At 62.7% G+C, this 26572-nt stretch carries 20 protein-coding genes and 1 pseudogene; 7 read left to right on the forward strand and 14 right to left on the reverse strand.

Going from position 1 to position 26572, the window contains the following annotated elements:
* Position 1 precedes the first annotated feature (1 nt).
* Both FJQ55_RS12925 and FJQ55_RS12930 read right to left on the reverse strand, forming a co-directional pair.
* Complete coding sequence (locus FJQ55_RS12925) at positions 2–1066, reverse strand: acyltransferase family protein (RefSeq protein ID WP_140828430.1); 1065 nt, start codon at positions 1064–1066, stop codon at positions 2–4.
* A gap of 99 nt (positions 1067–1165) precedes the next feature.
* A complete protein-coding gene (locus tag FJQ55_RS12930) occupies positions 1166–2077 on the reverse strand; it encodes a DMT family transporter (RefSeq protein WP_140829285.1) in 912 nt (303 codons plus the stop codon).
* A gap of 169 nt (positions 2078–2246) precedes the next feature.
* On the opposite strand from FJQ55_RS12930, the gene FJQ55_RS12935 reads away from it, so the two are divergent.
* Both FJQ55_RS12935 and FJQ55_RS12940 read left to right on the forward strand, forming a co-directional pair.
* Positions 2247–3668, forward strand: coding sequence for an aminotransferase-like domain-containing protein (locus tag FJQ55_RS12935; protein ID WP_167507704.1), 1422 nt, complete (start codon positions 2247–2249; stop codon positions 3666–3668).
* Positions 3669–4132: 464 nt separating this feature from the next.
* A complete protein-coding gene (locus tag FJQ55_RS12940; protein ID WP_246085145.1) occupies positions 4133–4423 on the forward strand; it encodes a hypothetical protein in 291 nt (96 codons plus the stop codon).
* Positions 4424–4483: 60 nt separating this feature from the next.
* Here FJQ55_RS12940 and FJQ55_RS12945 read toward each other — a convergent pair whose 3' ends face one another.
* Both FJQ55_RS12945 and FJQ55_RS12950 read right to left on the reverse strand, forming a co-directional pair.
* Complete coding sequence (locus tag FJQ55_RS12945) at positions 4484–4720, reverse strand: DUF2798 domain-containing protein (protein ID WP_161596981.1); 237 nt, start codon at positions 4718–4720, stop codon at positions 4484–4486.
* Between the two features lie 251 nt (positions 4721–4971).
* A complete protein-coding gene (locus tag FJQ55_RS12950; protein ID WP_140828436.1) occupies positions 4972–5556 on the reverse strand; it encodes an ATP-dependent Clp protease proteolytic subunit in 585 nt (194 codons plus the stop codon).
* A gap of 394 nt (positions 5557–5950) precedes the next feature.
* On the opposite strand from FJQ55_RS12950, the gene FJQ55_RS12955 reads away from it, so the two are divergent.
* The gene (locus FJQ55_RS12955; RefSeq protein ID WP_140828438.1) at positions 5951–7294 is read left to right on the forward strand and encodes an HD-GYP domain-containing protein; all 1344 of its coding nucleotides are present in this window, start codon (positions 5951–5953) and stop codon (positions 7292–7294) included.
* 34 nt (positions 7295–7328) lie between these two features.
* Here FJQ55_RS12955 and FJQ55_RS12960 read toward each other — a convergent pair whose 3' ends face one another.
* Both FJQ55_RS12960 and FJQ55_RS12965 read right to left on the reverse strand, forming a co-directional pair.
* Positions 7329–7826 carry an avidin/streptavidin family protein gene (locus FJQ55_RS12960; protein WP_140828441.1) on the reverse strand — a complete coding sequence of 166 codons (498 nt, stop codon included), beginning with the start codon at positions 7824–7826 and terminating at the stop codon, positions 7329–7331.
* A gap of 78 nt (positions 7827–7904) precedes the next feature.
* On the reverse strand, positions 7905–8336 hold the full coding sequence (locus tag FJQ55_RS12965; RefSeq protein ID WP_140828443.1) for an Lrp/AsnC family transcriptional regulator: 432 nt from the start codon (positions 8334–8336) through the stop codon (positions 7905–7907).
* A 144-nt stretch (positions 8337–8480) separates the two neighbouring features.
* Between FJQ55_RS12965 and FJQ55_RS12970 the strand changes: the two genes are divergently transcribed.
* A complete protein-coding gene (locus FJQ55_RS12970) occupies positions 8481–9584 on the forward strand; it encodes a saccharopine dehydrogenase family protein (RefSeq protein WP_140828444.1) in 1104 nt (367 codons plus the stop codon).
* Positions 9585–9868: 284 nt separating this feature from the next.
* Positions 9869–11239 (forward strand): putative bifunctional diguanylate cyclase/phosphodiesterase, encoded by a 1371-nt coding sequence (locus FJQ55_RS12975; protein WP_140828445.1) that lies wholly within the window; start codon positions 9869–9871, stop codon positions 11237–11239.
* A gap of 1584 nt (positions 11240–12823) precedes the next feature.
* On the opposite strand, the gene FJQ55_RS12980 is transcribed toward FJQ55_RS12975, so the two are convergent.
* The 3 genes from FJQ55_RS12980 to FJQ55_RS12990 form a co-directional block, all read right to left on the reverse strand.
* Entirely contained in the window at positions 12824–13480 is a 657-nt protein-coding gene (locus tag FJQ55_RS12980; protein WP_161596982.1) for a toll/interleukin-1 receptor domain-containing protein, read from the reverse strand.
* Between the two features lie 246 nt (positions 13481–13726).
* Positions 13727–16288: a GcvT family protein gene (locus FJQ55_RS12985; RefSeq protein WP_140828448.1), complete on the reverse strand. Its 2562-nt coding sequence runs from the start codon at positions 16286–16288 to the stop codon at positions 13727–13729.
* A 255-nt stretch (positions 16289–16543) separates the two neighbouring features.
* Positions 16544–16975 carry a pyridoxamine 5'-phosphate oxidase family protein gene (locus FJQ55_RS12990; RefSeq protein WP_140828449.1) on the reverse strand — a complete coding sequence of 144 codons (432 nt, stop codon included), beginning with the start codon at positions 16973–16975 and terminating at the stop codon, positions 16544–16546.
* A gap of 274 nt (positions 16976–17249) precedes the next feature.
* Here FJQ55_RS12990 and FJQ55_RS12995 point away from each other — a divergent pair, with 274 nt between their 5' ends.
* Positions 17250–17780 (forward strand): DUF992 domain-containing protein, encoded by a 531-nt coding sequence (locus FJQ55_RS12995; RefSeq protein WP_140828451.1) that lies wholly within the window; start codon positions 17250–17252, stop codon positions 17778–17780.
* A 228-nt stretch (positions 17781–18008) separates the two neighbouring features.
* On the opposite strand, the gene FJQ55_RS13000 is transcribed toward FJQ55_RS12995, so the two are convergent.
* Together FJQ55_RS13000 and FJQ55_RS13005 are read right to left on the reverse strand one after the other, a co-directional pair.
* On the reverse strand, positions 18009–19841 hold the full coding sequence (locus FJQ55_RS13000; protein ID WP_140828452.1) for an ABC transporter ATP-binding protein: 1833 nt from the start codon (positions 19839–19841) through the stop codon (positions 18009–18011).
* A gap of 152 nt (positions 19842–19993) precedes the next feature.
* Positions 19994–20806, reverse strand: a complete 813-nt coding sequence (locus FJQ55_RS13005) for a helix-turn-helix transcriptional regulator (RefSeq protein WP_140828453.1) — start codon at positions 20804–20806, stop codon at positions 19994–19996.
* A gap of 106 nt (positions 20807–20912) precedes the next feature.
* Between FJQ55_RS13005 and FJQ55_RS13010 the strand changes: the two genes are divergently transcribed.
* Positions 20913–21800, forward strand: a complete 888-nt coding sequence (locus FJQ55_RS13010) for an SDR family oxidoreductase (protein WP_140828455.1) — start codon at positions 20913–20915, stop codon at positions 21798–21800.
* 6 nt (positions 21801–21806) lie between these two features.
* On the opposite strand, the gene FJQ55_RS13015 is transcribed toward FJQ55_RS13010, so the two are convergent.
* The 3 genes and pseudogenes from FJQ55_RS13015 to mgtA form a co-directional block, all read right to left on the reverse strand.
* Entirely contained in the window at positions 21807–23309 is a 1503-nt protein-coding gene (locus FJQ55_RS13015; protein ID WP_140828456.1) for a protein adenylyltransferase SelO, read from the reverse strand.
* A gap of 97 nt (positions 23310–23406) precedes the next feature.
* Positions 23407–23882 (reverse strand): annotated as a pseudogene (locus tag FJQ55_RS13020) (chloride channel protein); the annotation flags it as partial.
* Positions 23883–26444 (reverse strand): magnesium-translocating P-type ATPase, encoded by a 2562-nt coding sequence (mgtA, locus tag FJQ55_RS13025; protein ID WP_246085096.1) that lies wholly within the window; start codon positions 26442–26444, stop codon positions 23883–23885.
* Between the last annotated feature and the right edge of the window lie 128 nt (positions 26445–26572).

Raw genomic sequence — 26572 nt, forward strand, 5'->3', positions numbered from 1 at the left:
CTTACTCCCCCGCGATCGCCCCCCGACGCCGCCGCCACAGAACGTCGTCGAGCTTGGTCTGCAGCCCGATGAAACGGGCGACGCCGAGCCGGTTGGCGATCACCTGAGCAAACAGCGGCAGCGCCACGGCAAGGGCAATACAGACGAAGATCACGGCCGTGAGATCGAGATGCAGCAGTTTCAGCCCGATGGCCCGAACGGTCGCAATCACAAGGATATGCATGACATAGATGCCCATGGTGCAGCGCCCGAGCACCACCAGCGGCCGGCGAAGTGGCGAATGCGCCAGGATCGTCGACAGCATGAAGAAGGCAATCAGCCCGCATAACGTCCCGACCGTCGCCAGCCGCACGTCGAGCGCATACCGATAGGCAATGCTGCCGGCGACCACAAAACCCGCTGTCGCAAGACCCAGCATCACCGCTGAGCGCAGCGGCCCGGCCAGCCGCTCGGCACACACCAGCCGTCCGATCGAGAAATAGACCAGGCCGTAAAAGAGGTCGATGACGATACCGGGCACCGGCAAACGGTGTACCGCGATCAGCAGCGCAAAGGCAATCAGCGCCACCAGCCGCGCAGGGTAACGCTGCAGCAGATAGCTTGCGGCAAAAGCAATGAACAAGGCATAGAGAAACCAGAAGGGTGAAACCGGATCCCAGCCGATCGAGGCAAGCCGGCCGATGCTGGCATCGCGATTGACCACGCCCGACCCGCTCATGATCGCCTGTGCGGTCAGATGCACGGTCGACCACAGCACATAGGGCCAGGCCAGGGTCACGAGCTTCGGCTTCCAGAACGGGCGCGCGGCGGCGCCAGTCATCCCGTCACGACGATCTGCCTCCCCATCGGCAGGCTCCCGTTGCCGCCCGCCTTCGTAGAGAAAGCCTGAGACGACGAAGAAAACAGGCATATGGACGGTGTAGACGAGGTAATCGACATAGCCCCAGACACCGTCGAAGGAGATGAGCCCGGCCACCTGCAACCCGCGCATCACATGGCCATAGACGACGAGAATGATGGCAATGCCCTTGGCGATGTCGAGCCCGTCTAGCCTCTGGGTCTGCATAACACATCTTTCGTCTGGCCAATTTCAGCCCGACCTTGCGCATGCGCCACACGGGAGGGTCAAGTTAAACGCTTGATTAACCTTAATTTGGAACCCGCTTTACCGTCCGTAACGCCGCGCCCCTGCCACGCAGGCAACAACCGCCAGCGTCGCCAGCCCCATGCCCCAGCTCACCCGCTCACCGAGCAGCAGTGCCGCGAGCGCAAGCCCGAAGAACGGCTGCAGCAGCTGAAGCTGGCCAACTGCGGCAATGCCGCCAAGCGCCAGACCGCGATACCAGAAGACGAAGCCGATCAACATGGAAAACAGCGAAACATAGGCAAGCCCCAGCCACTCGCCCGCCGTAACACCGGCGAAAGTCTCGGGCCTCAGCAACACGGTCAGCACCAGCATGACGGGCAGTGCCAGCACCAGCGCCCAGGCGATCACGGCAAAGCCACCCATCTGCCGCGTGAGCCGCCCGCCCTCCGCATAACCCAGCCCGCAGACCAGGATCGCGGCAATCATCAGCAGGTCTCCCGTCAGGGAAGCCGGCCCGCCATTCGTCACCGCAAAGCCGACAACGATCAGGCTTCCGGCCAGCGAGAAGAGCCAGAACACCGGCTTCGGCCGCTCCGCCCCGCGCAAGACGCCGAAGACGGCAGTCGACAAAGGCAGAAGCCCGATGAACACCAGCGACTGCGCCGAGGTGATGTGCTGGAGCGCAAGCGCCGTCAAAAGCGGAAAGCCGACCACGACGCCGAGGGCTATGACCACGAGCGAGACCAGATCCCCTCGCCCCGGACGCGCGATCTTCAGCAGCAACAGCACGCCAAGCGCCAGAAGCCCCGCAATCGCGGCGCGCGCCGTCGTTAGAAACACCGGATCAAATCCTTGCACCGCCACCCGCGTTGCCGGCAGCGAGGCCGAGAAGATCAGCATGCCGAGCGCACCATTCAGGTATCCGAGCGTTGCCTTGTCCGTCGGCAACAGTCTCTTCGTCGCTTTTTCCGTCGTCGCCGCGCCGGTCATCACCTTGTCCATGTTTGTTCATTCCTTGTCCTGCAACACCGCTGCCCCGTCTCCGCGTTTCAAGCCGGCCGCGACAGCATGCGGCACACCCTAGCGACTAGCCCCTCGACTCGGCAGGCACAGACCGATACACTTCGGCAAAACTGTACTGATAACGAAAGCCATACGCATGGACGCCCGCGCCGCTGGCCATCCCGAGACGACAGAGACCTTCGCCGGCCGCACGGCGGGCGTCATGGCTGCCATCCGTGCCCGCATCGCATCCCGCAGTCTCGGTCCCGGCGCAAAACTTCCGTCGATCCGCAAGGCTGCCGATCTCTTCGGCGTCTCCCCGTCCACCGTGGTCGAGGCCTACGAGCGTTTGGCGGCCGACGGTGTCATTCACGCCCGCCCAGGCTCCGGCTTTTACGTGACGTCGCCTCAGGCGCCCCTGGTGCTGGCAGATCTCGGCCCCCGCCTGGACCGTGCCGTCGATCCCTTCTGGGTCACCCGGCAGTCGCTCGAAGCCCCGCTCGACGCTCTGAAACCAGGCTGCGGCTGGATGCCGCCGGACTGGATGCCGGAACAGGATCTGCGCAAGGCTCTGCGCAGCCTGTCACGCGCCGACACATCCCGCCTGACCGATTACAGCACCCCGCTCGGCCTCTTGCCCCTACGCCAGCATCTCGTGCGCCGCATGGCCGAAAGCGGCATCGAGGCCGCGGCCGCTCAGGTGCTGCTCGTCGAGAGCGGCACACAGGCGATTGATCTCGTCTGCCGTTTCCTGCTCGAACCGGGCGATACGGTGCTTGTCGATGATCCCTGCTACTTCAACTTTCTTGCCCTGCTTCGTGCCCACCGGGCAAAGATCGTCGGCGTCCCCTTCACCCCCAACGGCCCGGATCTCGATGCCTTTGCGGGCGCCGTCGCCACGCACCGGCCGCGCCTTTACGTCACCAATTCCGCCTTCCACAATCCGACCGGGGCCAGCCTCTCTCCCGCCACCGCCCATCGTCTGATGAAGATCGCCGAGGCGTCCGACCTCACCATTATCGAGGACGATATCTTCGCCGATTTCGAACAGCAGCCCGCTCCACGGCTGGCAGCCCTTGATGGCCTGCAGCGCGTCATCCATGTCGGAAGTTTCTCGAAGACGCTCTCGGCGGCCACGCGCATCGGCTATATCGCCGCCCGCCCTGACTGGATCGAAGGCCTGACGGATCTCAAAATCGCCTCCTCCTTCGCCGGACCGGCGCTGGCGTCGGAACTGGTCCTTTCGGTCCTGAAGGACGGCAGCTATCGCCGGCATCTTCAGTCGCTGCGCAGCCGGCTTGCTGCCGCGATCGGCGAGGCCCGCAAGCGCCTCGCCCGCCTTGGCATCACACCCTGGATCGAGCCACGCGGCGGACTGTTTCTCTGGTGCACCCTGCCGGATGGCCAAGATGCCACGGACGTAGCCCGCCTCGCGCTTGCCGAAGGCGTCGTTCTCGCCCCCGGCAACGTCTTCTCTGCCTCCCAGAATGCCCCATCGATGATGCGGTTCAATGCGGCCCAGTGCGCCAATCCGCATATCTTCAAGGTGCTCGAAAAGGCCTTGCCCGCAAAGTCATAGAAAGATCTCGCCGGTCCGCAACAAGAACCGTCAGCACAGGCGGGAGTACAAGTTGCCAGCTGCCGACTTCATCTCCTTTGACAGAATTGCACCTCTGAAGTTTCAGATTTGCGACGACAGATTGAGGAAGATGCGTCCGGCGCGGCGGCGACAGGGAGGACGCGTTTCTGATCGGCTCAGGGCCTGTTGTGAAGGACCGCAACAGTATCGGTCCCGATGCTACGACAAAATTCACTGTTCATCCCGTAAAGTCGTCAAACGGTTCAGGAACACTGGTTTATCGACTGGAATTTGCCGCGTCCCAGAAACGAAATTGGCTCTGCCGCTTCTTCGCAGACTGACCTTAGGAAGTTTAGCCAATCTGCCCGGCAATAGACGACACGACATCGGCCAAGTTCCCGGAACCTTTACCTTTCCACCGCATTTCTGTGCAACAGAATTGAGGAGAACACCCAATGTCCATCATGAAATCCGCACTCGCCCTGGCCTTGCTCGTCACAGGCACTGCCTTTGCCGCGCCGGCCTCGGCCCAGGATGTCGAATTGCGCATCGGCCCGAACGGTGTCCGCCCGGTGATCCGTGAGCGAGATCGCGGCTGCAGCGCCCGCGAAGCCCGCGCCGCCGCTTTGGACGAAGGTCTGCGCCGCCCGCAGGTCGTCCGCATGACCGATCGGAGCGTGACGGTCGAAGGCTTCACCCGTCGTGGTCCGGAGCGCATCCGCTTCGCCAACCGTCGCGGTTGCCCGCTGATCTAAGGCGACGACAAATGGTATGAAGAAGGATCCGCCGGAGCGGCGGGTCCTTTTTTCTCTGCTTCAGCCTTTTCCGGAGCCCCCCGATAACCGCAGTGCGAGCGCCCGCACCGGCTGGCCGATGAGCATCGCCAGGGCAAAGCCGAGCGGCCAGCCAAGACCCAGCCCCTTTGCCCAGGCGCCCAGCCATTGAGGGGTCGGTCCAAAGGCAACAAAGGTGAAGAGCCCTGCGAAGAACAGGGACATGACAAATGACATCATAAGCGCCGTCAGCACGGCAAGTTTGAAGGATGAGGACATGGCGAGCTCCTGGCTTGGGCAGGGAGCGACACGCGCGCGACACCTGCCCGATGGTTTCGGGTTCAAGTGTCGTGGGTTCTTCAAAAACATGGCCCGCTTGCACGCGGTGCCCGGCGACCGGACGGGCTAAGCCTCTTTTCGACCCCGGTATCCTAGCAAAGCAGGCAATTGGCAGCAAGCGTCCACCTAAAGACAGGAAACCCGCCGGATCGCTCCGGCGGGTTTTCTCGAAAATTTGCAGTCAGCTACTCTCAGCCGATATCGGCATGGCTGTCGATAATCCGGCCGACCAGACCATAGGTCACGGCGTCTTCAGCAGACAGCCAGTAGTCGCGGTCGATGTCCTTGGCGATCTTCTCTTCCGACTGGCCGGTCGCCTTGGCGTAGATCTTGATCAGGCGCTGGTTCATCTTGATGATTTCGCGGGCCTGGATCTCGATGTCGGACGCCATGCCCCGCGTGCCGCCAGACGGCTGGTGCATCAGGAAGCGGGTGTTCGGCAGCGCCAGGCGGCGTTCCTTGGGAACGGCGACGAAAATCAGCGAACCGGCAGAAGCGGCCCAGCCAGTCGCGATGATCCAGACCTTCGGCTTGATAAACTTGATCATGTCATGGATCGCGTCGCCGGCTTCCACATGGCCGCCCGGCGAGCAGACGAACACGCGGATATCTTCATCCGATGCGGCAGCAAGGGCAACGAGCTGCGTGCAGACCTTCTGCGCCAGTTCCATGGTGATGCCGCCATAGATGAAGATCGAACGCGACTTGAAGAGGTTCGCTTCCGTTTCCTTGCCGATCGGCAGTTCCTTGCTCTTGTCGTCTTCGTCTTCGTTCATCACAGGGGACAGTCCTCGTTTGTTTGGCTCATCCGCACATAGTGCGTCTCATGGCTTAAGACAATGCGGGAAAAAGACAAGCACGGAAGCGATGAACAGAGGGTTAGCCGCTGGCGTATGACCGGTTGGCTCCACAGAATATATCAGCGCGCGTCATGCCCCGACCGCAACAGTCGTCCGCCAAGACGGGCGACCCTCGATTTGTCGTATCACCTGAAGGTGACATGCCGGAAAAGATGCTCGTTTCACCATCGGATTACCGACCAGAAGCCTGCCGGAGGCTCGCGGAATCTACCCGCACTTGCGTTTTTGCAAGTCCGGACACGCACCATTAACCCGCACCTCCTAAATTAGCCTGGTCCCTCTAAGCTCAAGGGAGCACCAGGCGGAGCATATGGCGACACAGATCAGGCTTGCAGAGATCATTGAGGCACTCAGCCACGCGTTGGATCTGACCGAAGGCCAGCCGCCCGGCCATTGTATCCGCTGCTGCTTCATCGGCACCCGCATCGGCAAGGCGCTCGGCCTGCCGGAAGAGGCGTTGCGCGATCTCTATTACACGCTGCTCCTGAAGGATCTCGGCTGCTCTTCCAATGCAGCCCGAATCTGCGAGCTCTATATGGCGGATGATTTGAAGTTCAAACGCGACTTCAAGCTGGTCGACGGCTCCTTCCCCCAGGTCCTGAAATTCGTCCTTTCCCATACGGGCATGGAAGCGGGCCTGGCCGAGCGCTTCCGGGGCCTCCTCAACATCCTGAAGAATGGCGGCGAATTCGCCAGCAGCCTGATCCAGACCCGCTGCCAGCGTGGCGCAGAAATCGCCCGGCAGATGCGTTTTTCGGAAGAAGTGGCGCGAGGCATCCTCGACCTCGACGAACATGTCGACGGCGGTGGTCAGCCTGCAGGACTGAAGGGCGCGCAGATCCATCTCTTCGCCCGCATCGCCCTGATGGCACAGGTGATCGATGTCTTCTTCGTCAATGCCGGGCCAGAAGCGGCACTCGCCGAAGTGCGCAAACGCGCCGGCACCTGGTTCGACCCCGACCTCGTCTCGCTGTTTGAAACGCTCGCTACCCCGGTCTTCTTCGCCGAACTCGGCGCCGACGGGCTGGAACGGTATGTTTTGGCCCTTGAACCCGGACGACAGGCGATGATGGCCGACGAGGACTACCTCGACGACATCGCCGCCGGATTTGCCCGCGTCGTCGACGCGAAAAGCCCCTACACCTCCGGCCATAGCGATCGGGTCGCGCTCTTCACCGACCTCATCGCGGAGGAACTCGGAATGCCGCCTGCCGAGCGCCGTCGCCTGAAGCGCGCAGCCCTCCTGCATGATATTGGCAAACTCGGCGTCTCCAACAGTGTGCTCGACAAGCCCGGCCGCCTGGAAGGTGAGGAGTGGCAGCAGATGAAGCGCCACGCGGAGTTCTCTGAAACGATCCTGTCGCGCATCGCGGCTTTCTCCGACCTCGCGCTGATCGGTGGTGCCCATCACGAAAAGCTCGACGGTTCAGGCTATCCGCGCGGCCTGAAAGGCGACGAGATCTCTTTCGAGACCCGCATCGTCGCCACGGCGGATGTGTTCGACGCGCTCACCGCCGACCGCCCCTATCGTGCGGCCATGCCGGTCGAAAAGGCACTCTCCATCCTCTGGGAGGGCGCCGGCCGGCATCATGACGAGACCTGCATCGCGGCGCTGGAACGAGCCCTGTCGAAAGCCGAGCTGAAGGCTGCGTGACAGTCATACGGTATTTAGCGAATTACCGTCTCACCTAATAATCGAGTTTGAACTGCACACCGGGATTGATCTGGAGGGTGAACATATCCGTTCCCTCCTCGAATGCCGTCTTGGGCTTTTTGAACGGAGCAAGGGTCGAGCTGCGTTGCCACTCCGTGACCATTTCCACGCCACCGTTGCGTGATGGCTGCAGACGTCCCTGCCACTGCGTTTCCGTCAGGCAATCCGCCACGCCGTTTCGCCAGCTGACGTGAAAGGAGATCGCCCGTTCGGTCAGTTGACCACTGAGATCGTAGGGGATCCCGCGACACCCTTTGCCCGGTGCGTTGTTGACGTAATAGCCATGGATCGCGCCGTCGCCTGCCACATCCAGAACCATGACGGAGCCGTGGCTGCCAATCCAGGTGGAAGTGCCGGTAAGGACACCTTTGGAGGAAGCAGCACCGGCTTTCGACGCAGCCGACAACGCCGTTGCCCCAAGAATGCACGCCAACAGGAATGTAGCCAGCCTCATGACGCCCCCAACGAACATGCAACAGCCCTACAACAACACAGAGTTGATTAACCCTCTCTAAAAGACCTCAGGGCTAACACTTTTTCCGTGCAATGATCACCGTGCGATCCGCGTCGACAGGATGATCGACGACAGCGTCCGCTCGACCCCCGACAATTCGCCGATCCGGTCGATCAACCGGTCCAGTTCCGAAATCGACGGCGCCGCGATGATGGCAATCAGATCGAACGGGCCGTTGACCGAATAGAGCGCCGTCACTTCGCGGATGGCAGTCAGCTCGGCCGTGACCTGGGTCAACGCCTTCGGCGCCATCGTGATCATGACATGCGCCCGGATCAGCCCGCTCTGATATGCGTCGGAGAGGCGCAGCGCATAACCGGCGATCACGCCTTGCGCCTCCAGCCGTTCCAACCGCGCCTGGACAGTCGAGCGCGAGAGGTCAAGCCGCCGCGCAAGTTCCGCAACCGGCATGCGGGCATTCTCCGCGAGCAGTGCGAGAAGCGCCCTGTCCTTGTCCGAAACCTGCATATCGCCATTCCCCTCCATCTTTTCGCCGGTAACGATACGTCGTTTCGCTCACTTCGTCACTTGGAATCGACACGGCTCGTCCGCACACTGGCTTGATCAAATGCAATTGCGCCTTGGCGCACACACGGACATCGGGGGCACATCATGAAACACATCACCATCATCGGCGCCGGCAAGATCGGCGGTGCGATTGCGCGCATGCTGGCCGAGACAGGCGATTACGCCGTCACCGTCGCCGACCGCAGTGCCGAACAGCTGGCAAAACTCGACGCCCATCCGGCGGTCTCCACTAAGGAACTGGACATCGCCGACGCAGCCGCACTCGATGCCGCACTCTCGGGCCAGTTCGCCGTCCTCTCGGCCGCCCCCTTCCATCTGACTGGTGCGATTGCCGAAAGTGCCGCCCGCACGGCGACCCATTATCTCGACCTGACCGAGGATGTGGCGACGACCCGCAAGGTCGAGGAACTCGCCCGCGGTGCCCGGTCCGCCTTCATCCCGCAATGCGGCCTCGCCCCCGGCTTCATCTCCATCGTCGCAAACGATCTCACAAAGCATTTCGACACGCTGGACACGGTGCGCATGCGCGTCGGCGCCCTGCCGCAATATCCGTCGAATGCGCTCAACTACAATCTCACCTGGTCGACCGACGGCCTGATCAACGAATACATCGAGCCCTGCGAGGCAATCGTCGAGGGCAAGCTCACGATCGTGCCGGCCATGGAGGAGCGCGAGGAATTCTCGCTCGACGGCGTCACCTACGAAGCCTTCAACACCTCGGGCGGCCTCGGCACACTGGCCAAGACCCTCGACGGTCGCGTCCGCACGATGAACTACCGCACCATCCGCTATCCCGGCCATCAGGCGATCATCAAGGCGCTCCTCAACGACTTCAACCTGAAGAATCGCCGCGATGTCTTGAAGGACCTGTTCGAAAACGCCCTGCCCGCCACCATGCAGGACGTCGTCGTGATCTTCGTCACCGTCTGCGGCTGGAAGGACGGGCGTTACCTGCAGGAAACCTATGCCAACAAGGTCTATGCCGGCGTGGTTGCGGGAAAGAAGATGAGCGCCATCCAGATCACCACGGCGGCCGGCATCTGCACGGTCCTCGATCTGCTCGCCGATGGTACGCTGCCTGGAGTCGGTTTCGTCCGCCAGGAGGAAATCGGCCTGCCCGCCTTCCTCGAAAACCGCTTCGGCCGTGTCTACGATCCCGACGTCATGAAGGTCGCCAAGGCCGGCTGATCTTTTCGCGCAGACGTTCTCCGGGGGGAGGAAGGACCTGACGGTCCGGATCGGGCGGCCGACGGCAACAGCCGCGGCCGCCTTTCCCGTTCTCCCCGTCAGCTGCTTGCGAAATAGAGAACCAAAGGGACCCGCACAGCGCGGCCCGACCTGGAAAGCCCTTGTTAATCATGAGCCGGAGGCATTCTTTAAGTCCATCATGATAACAAAAAAGCCAGGAACGCCCCGACATCAGGTGGTCGGGGTGCAAGGCTCAAAGCGCTTTACGCGCCGATGGACGGCAGATGGGTACCGACGGCAGCGCCGATGCGCGCGAAAGACGCGTGATCTTCTCCTATCAGGCGATGACGCTGACCGTGGCCGGTTTCGCCACCCTTTGGGCGGTCATCTTCGCCGCCCACGGCCACAAGGCCATGGCCGTTGCCGAACTCTTCCCGGCCGTCGTCAGCCTCCTCTGCTTCGCGCTGGTCACCGCCGGCAAGCTTGACCTTTTCCTGCTTGTCGCCCAGGTCTCCTTCCTGGTCTTTATCTTCGGCTTCTGCCTGCTCTTCGACGTGCCCAACCCTACCTATCCCAGGGTATCGCACCTCTTTTTGCCCCTGCTGGCGATGATGGGCTATATCAACTATCTGCGCCGACCCTCTCTCGCTCAGGGCGCCGTCATCGTCGCCACCCTTGCAACTTTCATATTTTTGCACGCCTCCAATAGCGTTTCGCCCTTTGCCGACCCGATCCCGGAGGATCTGCGCGCGGTCGGCGTCTGGGTCAATCCGGCACTCGCGGCCCTGCTCTTTACCGCCGCCGTGCATGCCCTGCAGCGCCGCCTGTCGGCACCGCGCGGCCTCGCCCGGGAACTGCTCGGCGCCATGCGCCGTGGCGAACTCTCCCTCGCCTATCAGCCGCAGGTCGATCGTGACGGTCGCATCACCGGGGCCGAGGCCCTCCTGCGGTGGAACCACCCGACCCGTGGCGCGGTGTCGCCCGCCGAATTCATCCCCGTCGCCGAAGATCTCGGCCTGATGCCGGTCCTCGGCGCCTGGGTCCTCGACCAAGCCTGCGGAACACTGGCCCGCTGGAAGGCTGATCCGGCGCTCACCCGCCTGACGCTCTCCGTCAATGTCAGCGCCAGCCAGTTCAACGAGAGCGATTTTACCACAACTGTCCGCCAGCTTGTCGAAAGCCATGCGATTGACTCCACCCGCCTGCGCCTCGAGCTCACCGAAAATGTGCTGCTCGCCGGCCTCGAACCAGTGGCTGAAAAGATGGAGGCGCTGAAACGGACAGGCGTCACCTTCTCGCTCGATGACTTCGGCACGGGTTATTCGTCGCTTGCCTATCTGCGCCGCCTGCCGGTCACCGAACTGAAGATCGATCGCAGCTTCGTCGCCGGTGCCAGCGACAGCGATCGCGGCCAGGCGCTCGTTCGCTCCATCGTCTCGATAGCCAGCGACCTCGACCTGAACGTGGTCGCCGAGGGTGTCGAAACCGCCGCCCAGCACGCTTTCCTGCGCGACACCGGCTGCCACCTCTTCCAGGGCTGGCTCTTCGGCCGTCCGGTTCCGCGCGATGATTTTGAGCTCATTCTGCGCGAGAGGCAGCCGGCGGAGATGCCGGTGCCGCAGCGTTTGCAGGCGAGGTTGGCGGCGGCGGTGTGAGGCCCTTCTCCCCCATGGTGGGGAGATGAGCGATTTCGATGAAGTAGGCGAGCAAGCCGCCTAAACATCAGAAATCGCAAGAGAGGGGGTCTGTTCGTCGTGCCCGCAGCACGGATCCCCTCACCAGCAAAATCTGAGGTTTAGGCGGCTTGCGCTCGCCTAAGCCTTCGATTTTGCCACCTCTCCCAAAGGGGGGGAGAGGTGGCGCGGCGGGCCCCGCTCGGCCTCAGGCTGAGGCGCCCACCATCACCCAAGTGCGGAACGAACCCTCGGCAGATCCCTCGGGACATCCTCGGGTTAAACCCGAGGACGGGGATGACGGCATGTGGGGTGGGCCCAGTGTCCCCCGCCAGCGTTTCGGAGTGTTGCGACGCTTGCGGAGGATACCCTTCCTCACCGCGATCGTCATCCTCGGGCTTCCTCCCGAGGATCTGCCGACGTGTCGGCAAACTCGCGGCGCGTGGCAATCCGACATATTGAGACTGTCAAAAACCCCAAGCTCCGCCGCCGGTCGGGATCTCTCCCTCCGGGTCGGTGAAACTTGTCTCGGACGAGGCGCCAGAAGCAACCTGTCTAAGTAAATATGTGGCTCCTTCCGGCGCCTCGTTCGGCGTTTTGTCCCGCTGCATGCGTCTCTCTGGCAAGGCGGCGACGGTCCTCGTCATCCTCGGGTTTAACCGAGGACCGAGGATGACCGGGCGTAGGGTCCGGCTGCGGCAGTCACCTCCTTGCGGAAGGTCTGCCATAGCCTGGCCGGTGGCCCGGGAGGTTCCCGCCGGATGGTGCACCATACCGACCGGGACCCTCGCCCGGGGGAGGATCGTCTGGCCATCACTGGCTCGGCCATCATCCCCGCCGTTTGTTTCGCCCCGCTGTCTGGGTGTTCGCGACAGCGCGGGCGCCTTGTCTGTGTGCCTCTGAGGCACGTCCTTCCGATCAGGGTATCCAGGTTCTGGGGACATCCGACCCCATCACCCTCGTCAAGCCCTTCGTCCGGAGGGAGACCGTTGCAGCGGGCCAGGATCTTGGATCTGCGACAACCCTCCATCCCGGCGCCGGCCCCACCTCGCCTGACATCGCATCGTCAGGTGTATCCGAGGGCGGGACGGGGATGAGTCTACAGGAGGGAAAATGGGCGGGGATGAAAAAATGTGTGCGCGTTTGATTTTGTTGGGAAATCGCTGCGGAGCGTCCCCCTTTCTTCAGGAAATGGCGCGCTCTGGCGTGACCGTCTGACGTGGAAGGCTTGTGTTTGGATCCTCGGGTCAAGCCCGAGGATGACGACCTTCTTGGAGTGAAAGAGGGTCTTCTCCTAACGCCTTGTGCGATGGAAGCGGTAGAGGAGGATACCAGTCGCCCCCCACTCCGTCATCCTCGGGCTTGACCCGAGGATCCAAACACAAGCATTCAGGAGCAACCGATCAGGGCCAAACCTTGAGATTTTGCAAGAGGCGGCTCGGTGATGTCGGCACCAACGGAACCGTGCCCCTCTCCTGGAAAATCTGAAGTTTAGGCGGCTTGCGCGGACCTCAAGCCTTCGATTTTCCGTCCTCCCCCGCTTGGGGGGAGGTAGGGGCGTACACACTAGGCTGAATCCCGAGCGACACTGAGACGTTCAGGGAACCGCCCTTTTGCTTGAGCTAAAGAATCGCGGGTGCGAGAGTCCGAAGACAAGATTGCGTCAACCTCCTTGGCAATTTCCTCAGCAACCCGGTCCCGTCGCGCAAGTGCTTGATGCTTGCCAATGAAGCCGGTTGGATCCTCTCCCAACTTAAGCGAAATGATTTTGACACCTCGCCCCAAAGCGTAACCTACCTCCTGTTGACACCAATTGCTTTTGGAGAAACCGGGGGTGTGGATTGCAAGTAGGGCATCCATAGTCCGAAGGCCTCTCTCGATCTCGCCCTGCCACTCCAATGTTGGTGCAATGTCCTCGTGCGCGACGAAGCCCGAGATTGAGTAGGGGACTAAGCATTCCTTCAGTCGGGTTGCTTTCAAATTATCGACCGACACATGACTTATAAAAAGTCTGAATGAAACAGACCCTTCCCAGTTTCGTGGAGGCCGATCATTTTCAGTTATTAATTGTTCATTGGTTACACCCAATTCTGGGAGCAGGTCCAATTCCGATGCAACGCGCAGAATGATAGCCGGACTTTGTCCTGCCAAAGCGGCTTTAGAATACACCCATTTGCTATTTGTATTCACCTGCGGGGGCGGCTTGACGCCAAACTCAGCCAAGAAGGCGTCGATTTCGACATAAGTGTATCGCGATTGAAGCTCTCTGGCGATTTTGTCGATTAACTCAAGCTTTTCAGAAATGCGCAGAATGCTTGGTCTCGCTCTGCACTTACTAAATCGGGCGATAGATTTGGCATTCTAACCCACAAAGTGTATTGCAGTAACTGAGGTGAGCCGATCTCAACAAAAAACCCGCCGGCGTCACGACCGACGGGTCCATAACTCTCTGAGCGAACCGCCCTGCCCTCAGCTCCGCGGCTTCAAATTCTCAGGATCATACAGCGGCTTATACCCAACCGCCGCGACCTCGACCGGGAAGCTCTCGGCGAAGTATTCCACATTCAGCTTCCGCCCCACTTCGCAATACTCCGCCGGCAGATAGGCGAGCGCGATGTTCTTGCCGATGGTCGGGCCGAAGGCGACCGATGTCGTGTAGGAGCGACGGCCGAGGCTGTCGATCAGGACTTCGCCGGTGGCGGGGTCGACGACCGGCATGGAGCCGACGGGGTAGCGGGCGATGCCCTTGCTGTCGACATTGTCGGTCATGACGAGCGTGCAGAGCATGGCGGGCTGCTTGTCGCGGGCCTTGTATTCGAGATGCTTGGCCTTGCCGCGGAAATCGGCTTCCTTGACCTTCGGGCGGGCGAGATCCGCCTCGATCAGGTTGTATTGGGTCAAGAGATCGGCATTCTGCAGGCGCAGGCTCTTTTCCATGCGGCGCGAGTTGGCATAGGTCTCAACGCCGAAGGCCATCACACCCGTTGCACGAAGTGCATCCCAGACGGCGAGGCCGTCTTCGTATTTCATGTGCAGTTCCCAGCCCTGCTCGCCGACATAGGAGATGCGGAAGGCCGTGACGGACTTGCCGGCGATTTCGATCTGCTTGATTGCGGCGAAGGGGAAGTTTTCCGGGTCGAGACCAGCCGGGTCGGCGACGGCCTTTTTCAGCGTCACGCGGGCGTTCGGGCCCCAGATGCCGATGGTGATGTATTTTTCCGAGGTGTCGGTGATGGTGACATCTAGGCCGCGATCCTGGGCGACGCGTTTCATGTAGTGGAAGTCGCGCGGGCCGGCGTCGGCGCCATTCACCAGGCGGCAGCGGTCGGCCATGCGGAAGACGGTGAAGTCCGCGCGCACCATGCCCTCGTCGTCGAGGAAGTGGGTATAGATGCCCTTGCCGATATTCGCGTCGCCACCGATCTTGGCGGCGCAGAGCCATTCGAGTAGCTCGACATGGTCAGGACCTTCGATGTCGACCATGTGGAAATGGCTGAGGTTGACGATGCCGCAATCCTCGCTCATCGCCAGATGTTCGGCATTCGAAACACGCCAGAAGTGTCGGTTATCCCATTCGTTTTCACGAACCGGAACGCGGTCGCCATATTTCTCCAGGAGGTGTTCGTTGGCGGCATAGCCATGCGCACGCTCCCAGCCGCCAAGCTCCATGAAGTAGCCGCCGAGCTCGACTTCGCGCTCATACATCGGCGAGCGCTTGACGCCACGACCGGACGCATAGGGCTCGCGGGTGTGTACGGCGGGGAAATAGATCTTCTGGGCGGCTTCGTAGCAGCGGCCCTCGATGAACTTCTCTTCCAGCTGGTGCGGATAGAAACGGGCGTAATCGATCGAGGAATGATCGATCTCGGTGCGGCCGTCGGTCATCCAGTCGGCGATCAGCTTGCCGTAGCCAGGGCCGTCCTTGACCCAGATGGCGACGCAATACCAGAGGCCGCGCACCTTCTGGCTTTCGCCACAGGACGGGCCGCCGGCAGCGGACACCTGCAGCAGGCCGTTGAACGAATGGCTCTCGTTATAGCCGAGTTCGCCAAGAATCGGGGTGAGCTCCATGGCGCGCTCGAGCGGCTCGAGGATCTGCTCCATGTCGAGGTCGCGCTGCGAGGGCGAAAGGCGTGCCTCGTGCTTTTCGAGGAGCTCGCGCGGATGGCACATGCGCGGATTGTGCTGCTCGTAATAGCCCCATTCGATCTGGCCGCCTTCGGTGGTCTTCGGGTCGCCGGTGTCACGCATATAGGCGGAATTGCCCTGGTCGCGCAGCAGCGGATAGCCGATTTCCTTACCCGTGCCTTCGAACTCGTTATACGGACCGAAGAAGGTGAGCGGATGGTCGACCGGCATGACGGGCAGGTCTTCGCCGACCATTTCTGCGATCAGGCGACCCCAGAGGCCGGCGCAGACGATGACGTGATCGGCCATGATCGTGCCGCGATGGGTGACGACGCCCTTGATGCGGCCGCCTTCGACGATCAGCGACTTGGCCGGCGTGTTGCCGAACATCTGGAGCTTGCCGGACTTTTCAGCCGCATCGACGAGCTTGCCGGCAACGGTCTGGGAGCGCGGGATGACGAGGCCGGCGTCCGGATCGAACAGGCCGCCCATGACCTGGTCTTCCTCGATCAGCGGGAAGAGCTGCTTGATTTCGGCGGGTGAAACATAATGGGCGCGGGTGCCGAAGGCGCGGGCGGACGAGAGCTTGCGCTTGATCTCTTCCATCCAGGTGTCGTCACCGGTGCGGGCGACTTCCAACCCGCCGATGCGGGCGTAGTGGCCCATCTTCTCGTAGAAATCGATCGAATACTGGGTGGTCCAGACCGAGAGATAGTCGTGGGATGTGGTGTAACAGAAGTCCGAGGCATGGGCCGTGGAGCCGATATCGGTCGGGATGCCCGACTTGTCGATGCCGACGATGTCGTCCCAGCCGCGCTCGATCAGGTGATGGGCGATGGAGGCGCCGACGATGCCCCCCAAACCGATGATGACGACTTTTGCCTTGGACGGAAACTCTGCCATGGTCTTTACGATGCCCTGATATCTGGGAGTGGATGTTCTGCCCGCGATCTTAAGAGCAGGCCCGAGACATTTGCAGCCTGTCTGCGACATTCTGCAAGATCCCCACGACCCGGGCAAACCCTTGTCCAAGGCGCGATCCGTCGGATCGCGGCGACAAGGCCCTCGGTCGTGTCGTGAGAAGAACAGGAAAGGGCGCCGGCATGAACCGGCGCCCTGAGACGCGTTTGCGTCATGGACAAATCCTTGGGCGTCGTCTCAGACGGAGATCGTGCCGTTGTCCTCGCCGTCCCAGTATTCGATCCTCTCGGCATGCACTTTGATGAGGATGATGCCGGGCGTGTCGATGCCATCAGGAAACCAGCGGTCGAGATCCTTGGTCCAGTGCGCCTCGAACACCGCCTTGTCGGCGATCAGGCTGGCGCGGCCCTGGACGGCGACGAATATGCCGGGCTTGCCGAGCAGGCTGGGCGGGGCGGTGAAGGTGAGCGAGACGGTCGGGTCGGCGGTCAGTTCGCGGACCTTTCGCGTATCCGTATAGGAAAAGAAGAAGCTGTCGCCGTCGTAGTCGACCTCGCCATTGTTGCTCATCGGGCGGCTGGCGATGGCGCCGAATTCCGATTTGGTCAGCATCATGCAGAAGTCGATCTTCTTCATCTTGTGGGCGAGTTCGGGAAGGGTGAGTGTCATTGGGGCCTCCGGTTCGGGTTCCTTCCAACAAGGGTTGCGGCTGCCGAAGGTTCCGCGAGGAAAGGTGTGGCCGCGCTCTTGGCGACGGAGTGCTGCCTCGAGAGAAGAGGTCTCTGGTGCAAAAAGCGGGGGATTCCGCCTGAATCGCCACTTTGCCGCCCTTGTGCCGCCTCAGTTGGATCAATCTTGGCGCTTAGACGTTGTTCCACGCTGCCCGAGAAGCCGATAACGGCCACCTCCCCGACGGGCAGCAGAACATGGAAGGAGATTTGCCATGAAGACCCTGATCGCGGCCAGCCTTGCCGCCCTGCCCTTGCTGGCCGCTGCCGGCACCACCCACGCGGCCGACATGACCTATGCCGAGCCCGCTCCCACGTTCCAGGAACAGGACCGCGTCGGCGGCGTTCGCATCGGTTATCTCGACTGCCAGATCGGTTCCGGTTTCGGCTACGTTCTCGGTTCCGCCAAGACCGCCGACTGCGCCTTTACCTCCGTGATCGACGGTGAACCGCTCGACACCTATTCCGGCTCCATCAAGAAGTTCGGCGTCGACCTCGGCTACACCGCCAAGGGCCGCATCATCTGGGCCGTCTTCGCCCCGACCGCCGGCTATCACAAGGGTTCGCTCGGCGGCCTTTATGGCGGCGCGACGGCTGAAGCCACCATCGGCGCCGGCGTCGGCGCCAACGTTCTCTTCGGTGGCACCTCCGGCTCGATCCATCTGCAGCCGGTCAGCGTGACGGGCCAGCTCGGCCTCAACATCGCCGCCACCGGCACCTCGATGACGCTGCAGCCGGCCAGCTGATCGGTTCACGTCGTCGGACACAAGAAAGGCGCCTCGCGAGGGGCGCCTTTTTTTTCGTGGTGGGTTGTGACAAAGTCCCCTCCCAAACCCTCCCCACAAGGGGGAGGGCTTAACCCTGCGGCGCGCTCTCAGATTGGGGTCGAAGAGACGCCGCGAGTCCTCTCCCCCCTTGTGGGGGAGATGGGCGGCAGCCCAGAGGGGGACTTTGACCCCGCCATCCCGATGGCATCACCCCTCCGCCTCCAGAAACCCGCCCGATTGCCGCGCCCAGAGGCCGGCATAATGGCCGCCGAGCGCCAGCAGCTCGCCATGGGTGCCCTGCTCAACGATGCGCCCCTTGTCGAGGATCACGAGCCGGTCCATGGCGGCGATGGTCGAGAGGCGGTGGGCGATGGCGATCACGGTGCGGTTCTGCATCAGGTCTTCGAGGCTCGCCTGGATCGCCTGCTCGACTTCCGAATCGAGCGCCGAGGTCGCCTCGTCGAGGATCAGGATCGGCGCGTTCTTAAGGATGACGCGGGCGATCGCGATGCGCTGGCGCTGGCCGCCGGAGAGTTTGACGCCGCGTTCGCCGACATGGGCGTCAAAGCCGGTGCGGCCATGCCAGTCGGAGAGCTGTTCGATGAATTCCACCGCATGCGCCTGGCGTGCCGCCTCGATCACCTCGGCGCGGGTCGCCGAGCGGCGGCCATAGGCAATGTTGTCGTGGATCGAGCGGTGCAAAAGCGAGGTGTCCTGGGTGACGACGGAGATGTGTTCGCGGATGCTCGCCTGGGTCGCCTGGGACACATCCTGGCCGTCGATGGTGATACGGCCAGACTCTACGTCGTAGAAGCGCAGGAGCAGGTTGACCAGGGTCGACTTGCCGGCGCCGGAACGGCCGACGAGGCCAATGCGCTCGCCGGGCTTGATGTCGAGCGAGAGGTCTTCGATGATCCCGCCCTTGCGGCCGTAGTGGAAGGAGACGTTGTCGAAGCGGATGGCGCCGCGGGTGACCACCAGCGGCTTGGCGGACGACGGATCGGTCAGCCCGATCGGCTTGGCGATCGTGTCCATCGCCTCGTGCACGGTGCCGACCTGATCCGAAATCTGGGTGATTTCCTGGGCGACACGGGCAGACGTGCCGGAGATCTGCAAGGTCATCGGCAGCACCATGGCGACGATGTCGATGCCGATGGCGCCATCGGCCCAGAGCGTGACGGCCATCCAGGTGGTGCCGGCGATGAGAAGGCCGGAGAGCAGCGTCAGGCCGAGCGAAAACAGCGACAGCCAGCGATGCTGGGTGATCATGCGCGCGGTGTGCTGGTCGACGGATTCGCGAACAAACTGGTCTTCCTCTTCCGGGCGGGCGAAGAGCTTGACCGTCATGATATTGGTATAGCTGTCGACGATGCGGCCGACGAAATCGGAGCGCGCATAGGCAATCGCCTTCGAGCCACGGCGGATCTGCGGCACGATGGCGATGAGAAAGCCGACATAGGCGAGCGTCCAGAGCGCCACCGGCAGCACCAGCCACCAGCTGGCGGCCGCCAGAATTCCGGAGGTAATGACGCCGAGCGCCACGAGATACCAGACGACGGAAATGACCGAAACGACGGAGCTTCGCAGCGTGTGGCCGATTTCCAGCACCCGCGAGCCGATGCGCCCGGCAAAATCGTTCTGGAAGAAGGAGAGGTTCTGGCGAATGACGTGCCAATGGCTCTGCCAGCGCACCATGTTGGTGACACCGGGCGCGATCGCTTGGTTGAGCACGAGACCCTGCAGGGCCGTGACCAGCGGCCGGATGACGAGGACGAGCAGGATGAGCCCGAAGATCAGCGAGGCGCCGTCGGCAAAGACCCGGTCGGGCGTGGTCGCCGTCAGCACCTTGACGAGTTTACCCATGAAAACGGGGATCGCCGCATCGGCGAGCGCCACGAACAGGCTGGCGAAGATCAGCGCGATGAACAGGCCCTTGGCCTGGCGCACGAAGAACCAGTAAAACCGCAGGAGACCTTCCGGCGGATTGCCGGGTGTTTCGCGGGCCGTGGGAACGATGATCGTCTCGAAAAAGCGCAGCATGAAAAGGGCTCTGGAAAAGCAGCGTCCTCGCAAGCGGAGGAGGCAAGGAGAATCGGGGGCAGTGAAGGTTTGCCATTCGGCGCCTGCATTCGGACAATTTCGCGACAGCGCGCGGCGAAAACTGGCGGTGTCTCCTGCAGTGGGCACGAAGGCTAGGCCTCCTGCGCAAGACGGCGGATATGCTCGGCCACATCAGGATCAACAGGGGTGTAGACCATGAGGTTGAGATCGACGCGCCCGTCGACGGCGAAAGCGGAGAATTCGAGGTCGATCGTGCCAAGGACCGGGTGGTTCAGGCGCTTGGCCCCCTCGCCCGGAACGCTGATCTGGTTTTCACCCCACAAGCGGCGGAAATCGGGACTTGCCTGGGAGAGTTCTTCGACCAGCTGTGTCGTCTGCGACATGGCACCCGCCCGCGCCGCATCGGCGCGAAAGGCCGCGACACAGAAACGGGCGATCGTTTCCCAGTCGTGCTGCTTGGCCCGAACCTCCGGATTGGTGAATATGAAGCGCAGCATGTTGCGCTGCCCGGGCGGCAGCTTACCGTAATCGGACAGAACGACGGTCGCGGCCCTGTTCCAGGCCACCACATCCCAGGTTGCCGTCTTGACCACGGCAGGGCAGGTTTCCAGACGGTCGAGGAAACGCTGCAGGCGGGGGCTGACGCCGTCGACCGAGGTGTAGCGTGCCTCGGGCGGTCTCCCGAGACCGAGCATGAACATGTGCTCGCGCTCGGCCTCGGTCATCAGCATGGCGCGGGCAATCCGGTTCAGCACGTCGGCCGAAGGTGCCCCGCCGCGCCCCTGTTCCAGCCAAGTGTACCAGGTCGGGCTGATGTTCGCCCGCTGAGCCACCTCCTCGCGCCGCAGCCCCGGTGTGCGGCGACGTCCAGAAAGGCCGAAAGTTGCCGGGTCCAGCCGCATCCTGCGGTCACGCAGGAAACTCGCCAATGTTGCTGCCGCCATGCCGGACACCGATCCTGAGAGGAATTATACCATGATAAAGTCACTACTTTAACAGGATACACAGTCTGTCATTGCTTGTCTGCATCAACAACGCAGGAAGATTGACATGCGCATTTTCGTTACCGGCGCCACCGGCTTCATCGGCTCCGCCGTCCTTCCCGAACTGCTCGCGGCCGGACACCAGGTCCTCGGCCTGACTCGCTCGGAACAGGGGGCGGAAAAACTGCAGGCGGCAGGTGCAGAGGCCCATCTCGGCACGCTGGAAGAGCCGGAGAGCCTGACGCGCGGCGCGGAACAGGCCGATGCCGTCATCCACCTCGCCTTCGACCACGACTTTTCGAGATTTGCCGCCAATTGCGAGAAGGACGCCGCATCCATTGCCGCCCTCGGCGAGGCATTCGCCGGCTCCGACAGACCAATCCTGATCACCTCGGGGATCGGCATGGGCATCGCCTCCTCCGGGCAACTGGCAAGAGAAGACGTCCTGGACGTCGAGCATGGCAATCCGCGCATCGCCTCCGAACTGGCGGGCAGGAAGCTGCTGGAGAAGGGCGTGAACCTGTCGACGATGCGCCTGTCGCAGATCCACGACACGAAGCGGCAGGGACTGGTGAGCTATCTGATCGACATTGCCCGTCAGAAGGGATGCGCGGCCTATGTCGGAGACGGATCGACCCGCTGGTCGGCATGCCACCTGACCGACACGGCGCGACTGTTCCGCCTGGCGATCGAGAAGGCGGATCGAGGGGCGCGTTATCACGCCGTGGCCGAGGAAAAGATCAGCCTCCTTGAGATTGCTAAGGCAATTTCGCGCGGCCTCGAACTTCCGGCGAAATCTGTGTCACGGGAACAGGCCGGAGAATTCCTCGGCCCAATGAGCGGCTTTGCCCACCTCGACATGCCGGCCTCCTCTGCCCGGACCCGCGAAGCGCTCGGCTGGGAGCCGACGGGACCCGGCCTGCTCGAAGATCTGGCAGCGATGTTCGCCGAATAGGAAAACTCAGGTCCCGCAGAAGGTCCGCGTGACCCGTTCCTCGGGGGTCGGAGGCAGCCGCAGGTCGGCTGTCGCCGGGTCCTCGACATAAGGTGTGGCCAGCGCCTCGACCAGCCGATGGAAGAAGGAGAAGTCGCCGTAGACGGCCGCTGCGATCGCCTCCTCGATGCGGTGGTTTCGCGGAATGAGCGCGGGATTGACCGCCTCCATCGCCGCCTGCCGTTCGGCCGCCGTGCGACCGTCGTCGATGCGGGCGCGCCAGCGCGTCAGCCAGTCGGAAAGCCCGAGCGGGGCGCTGAAGATATCGGTGAGGGTCTCGACCGCAGCACCGCCGGCGACCTTGGAAAGCGTACGGAAAGTGAGCGTAAAATCCGCGCCCCCCTGATGCAGCAGTTCGAGGAAATCGCTGACCAGCGCCCGGTCGTCCTCCGCCTCGCCGGTGATGCCGAGCTTGTCGCGGAACGCTCGTAACCAGGCGGCCTGGAAGACGTCGCCATACGCCTTCAGGACGCCGTTCGCCGCCTCGATCGCTTTTTCCTCGTCGGCATCCAGCAGCGGCAACAGGCATTCGGCGAGCCGCGCGATGTTCCACTGGCCGATGCCCGGCTGGTTCGCATAGGCATAACGGCCGCGCTCGTCGATCGAGGAGAACACCTTGCGCGGATCGTATTCGTCGAGGAAGGCACAGGGGCCGAAATCGATGGTTTCGCCCGAAATCGCCATGTTGTCGGTGTTCATCACGCCGTGGATGAAACCGATCGACAACCAGCGGGCAATCAGCCGCGCCTGGCGCTCTGCCACCAGCGTCAGCATGGCGAGGTAGGGATTTTCGGCCGTTCGCGCTTCCGGATAATGCCGGTCGATGACGTAATCGGCGAGCGCCCGCACCGCGTCCTCGTCGCCTTGCGCGGCGAAGAACTGGAACGTGCCGACGCGGATATGGCTTGCGGCGACGCGGGTAAAGACGGCGCCAGGCAGCATCGTCTCGCGCGCCACCTGCTCGCCGGTCGAGACAGCGGCGAGCGCCCGTGTGGCCGGCACGCCGAGTGCTGCAAAGGCTTCGGAGACGATGTATTCGCGCAGCACCGGCCCGAGCGCCGCCATGCCGTCGCCCCGACGCGAAAAGGCGGTGGGGCCGGAACCCTTCAGCTGGATGTCGAAACGCGCGCCCGTTGGCGAAACCACCTCGCCAAGCAAGAGCGCCCGCCCGTCGCCGAGCTGCGGATTGAAATGGCCGAACTGGTGGCCGGCATAGGCCTGGGCGAGCGGCGCGGCGCCGACCGGGATCACCTGGCCGGAAAACACCTGCGCCAGCCGCTCGTCATCGGCACCGGCGACGTCGAGACCCAGTTCTTCGGCGAGCGCATGATTGAACCGGATGAGTTTTGGCGCCCGCGCGGCCGCCGGCTTCGCGGGCCGGTGAAAGTGATTGGGCAGGCCGGCATAGGTATTGTCGAAGGCAAACAAGAACGTGCTCCCTGGCGACCGGATGAGTCTCGGACGCAGCATAATGTGTCGTAGTCCGGATATGGTGTCTAACGCGGCTGAGGCAAGAAAAAGCGGCAGCAGAAGGTTACAATGCCATTCTTCTCCGCCCCGGGTCGGCTCACATCGCGGTATCGGGATCCACCGGCTTGGCCCGGCGCGCGCGAATGGCAACCGCGATGAAATTGCGCGACAGCCCGTGATAAAGCGGCTCGCGCGACAGGATGCGCGAGGTGAGATAGCCGATCATCGACACCGCCATGATCGGGATGATCGCATGGTGGTTGCCGGTCATCTCCAGGATGATGACGAAGGCGGTCATCGCGCCTGGACCACACCGGCGAAATAACCGGCCAAGCCGAGGACGGCGGCGAGCGCAATGCTCGTGCCCATCGGCGCGCCGATCGTGCTGCCGGGACCGGCGCCGATCGACAGCGAGGGCGCGAAGATGCCGCCCGGAATGCCGGAGATCATCGACAGGAAACTGGCGACGAGCTTTTCCGCGAGAAACTGCAACGGCGTCGCCTCACCGTCGAGTGCGCCATGCGCCTACTCGTAGCTGGTGCCGAAAGTGGTGCCGCCCGAAACGGCGCCGATTCACGCCGCCTGGTGCCAATGGCCGTAATCGAGCCGTTTGGCGAGGCTGGTGACGGCGACATAGCCACCGACGATGACGAGCGTTGCGAGGAACTCACCCCCGCACAGCGGAACGAAGCCGAAGGGGGTGGCGGCGGGGCCGAGATAGGGAATGGCGAGGGTGACGAGCGTAACGGCCAGCGTCGACCACAGCAGCACTCCGCTCGGGCTGGTCTTGCCAAGCGGCTTTCGGCTGCGCAACACGAGCACGACCAGAAGCTCGGTCATCAGCGAGATCACGAACCAGGCCGTCTGGAAACTCTGCTCGCCGGCATGGAAGATTTTCAGGAGAACCGTAAAGGTGATGAGATCGAAAAGCGAACTGATCAGCCCGAAGACGATCATGAAGCGCTGGATCTCCGTAATGCTCCAGTGCTGCGGCCGGGCGAGATCCTCCTCATCCACATTGTCGCTCGATATTGCGATCGAGGGGAAATCGGAGAGGAAATTGTTGAGCAGGATCTGTTTGGCCAGAAGCGGCAGGAAAGGCAGGAGCGGTGCCGCGAGTGCCATGCTGATCATGTTGCCGAAATTGGCGCTCGTGGTGATGGAGATATATTTGAGCGTGTTGGCAAAGGTGCGTCGCCCCTGCCGGACGCCCGCGATCAGCACGCCGAGATCCTGCCGGAGCAGGATGACGTCGGCGCTTTCGCGCGCGACATCGACCGCGCCGTCAACCGATATGCCGACATCGGCCGCATGCAGCGAGGGCGCATCATTGATGCCGTCGCCCATATAGCCGACGCATTCGCCGAGTTTCTGCAGCGCTCGCACGATGCGCTCCTTCTGCTGCGGATCGATCTCGGCAAAAAGATCGGTGCGCGGCGCCAGATGCCAGAGCGCGGCATCGTCAAGCCTTGCCAGATCCTCCCCGGTCAGGATCGACGTCGGATCGAGCCCGACACTTTCCGCAACATGGGCTGTCACATAGCGATTGTCGCCGGAGATCACCTTGACCCGGACGCCGAGTTGAGCGAGCTGGCTGAGGGTATCGCGAGCGTCGCGCTTGGGCGGATCTGAAAACAGCAGCAGGCCGGCAAAAACCATGCCCTCCTCCGCCTCGCGCTCGTGTCGAGGCTCGGCCGCAACCCGTTTGGTCGCAAGCGCGAGCACACGGAAGCCCTTTGCGCTTTCGGTCTGAAACATCGTCTCGATCGCGGCCCGGGACGCGGGATCGAGCGGCACCTCCCCCTTATCCGTCGCGATACCGGTGCAGACGTCGACAACATTGGCGAAGGCGCCCTTCGTCACGAGCAGATGCGAGGCGGGATCGGCTTGCTCTTCGACGACGATCGTCAGTCGCCGCCGCACGAAGTCGTAAGGGATTTCGTCGACCTTCCGATAGCCGCCGGTCGTCAACCCTGCCGCCTCCCCCGCAGCAACGATCGCTGCATCGAGCGGGTTTTCGATACCGCTTTCGAAGGCCGCATTGAGGAAGGCGAGTTGCCGCACGACGTCCGACGACACGCCCTGCGGTGACACCGCGCCCGTCATCACGATCTGCCCTTCCGTCAGCGTACCCGTCTTGTCGGTGCAGAGCACGCTCATGCTTCCAAGGTTTTCGATTGCATCGAGCCGTCTGACGATCACGCCCTGCCTGCTCATGCTGCGAGCGCCGGCCGAAAGCGTGACGGAGATAATCGCCGGCAACAATTCGGGGGACAGCCCGACGGCAAGCGCCACGGCAAAAAGCAAGGATTCGATCACCGGCCGGCCGAGCAGCAGGTTGACCGTCAGCACGAAGAGCACGATCACCACCATCACCCGGATCAACAGATAGCCGAAGCGGCGGACCCCGCGATTGAAGTCGGTTTCCGCCTCTCTGGTGGAAAGCTGCGCCGCGATCTCGCCAAAAGCAGTGTCGCGACCTGTGCGGGTGATGAGGATACGGGCGGTGCCGCTGCGCACGGAAGAGCCGAGAAAGACGCTGTTGCTGCGCTTGGCGAGCGGCGCATCGGCGGCGACGAGACCGGCGGTCTTTTCGACCGGAAACGTTTCTCCGGTCATGCTGGCTTCGACCACCAGGAAATCCTGCGCTTCCAGCACCAGCCCGTCGGCCGGCACCAGCTTGCCCGCCGACAGGAGCACGACATCGCCGGGCACGAGGCCGCTCGTCGGCACGCTGACCGGTGCGCCGTCGCGCATGACGCTGCTGGTGAGCGTCAGCTGCTTCTTGAGCTCGGCCACGGCAGAGGACGCGCGATATTCCTGGAAAAAGCTGAGGAGCGAGCTGCCGAGCACAATCGCAAAGACGATGGCCGCATCGATCCACTGCTGAAGGGCAAGGGAGATGGCAACCGCAAAGGCGAGGATCAGGACCAGCGGGCTTTCGAACTGCCGAAGCAAGAGACGCAAAGCCGAGTGGCGCTCGCTCTCCTCGACACTGTTGGGGCCGAGGGTGGACAGAAGCATCGCCGCCGCCGCGGAGGTGAGGCCGTCCGGCCCCGATCCGAGCGCGGTAAAAAGCGTCTCCGGCCTTTCCGCCCAATAGGCGACTTCGGAACGGCTTTCCGTCTCTTCCACGATCCTCGGCCTCCGCAATTCCATGACGAGCATCACCCGTCACGCGACCGGGAGCAACCGCCCATAGCAGGAGAAGGCCGCCCCGTCCTTGCGTCTGGCCAAGTGGGCGAGCCAACTCATCGGCCAAG

It is taken from the genome of Rhizobium glycinendophyticum (assembly GCF_006443685.1).
Taxonomy (GTDB): domain Bacteria; phylum Pseudomonadota; class Alphaproteobacteria; order Rhizobiales; family Rhizobiaceae; genus Allorhizobium; species Allorhizobium glycinendophyticum.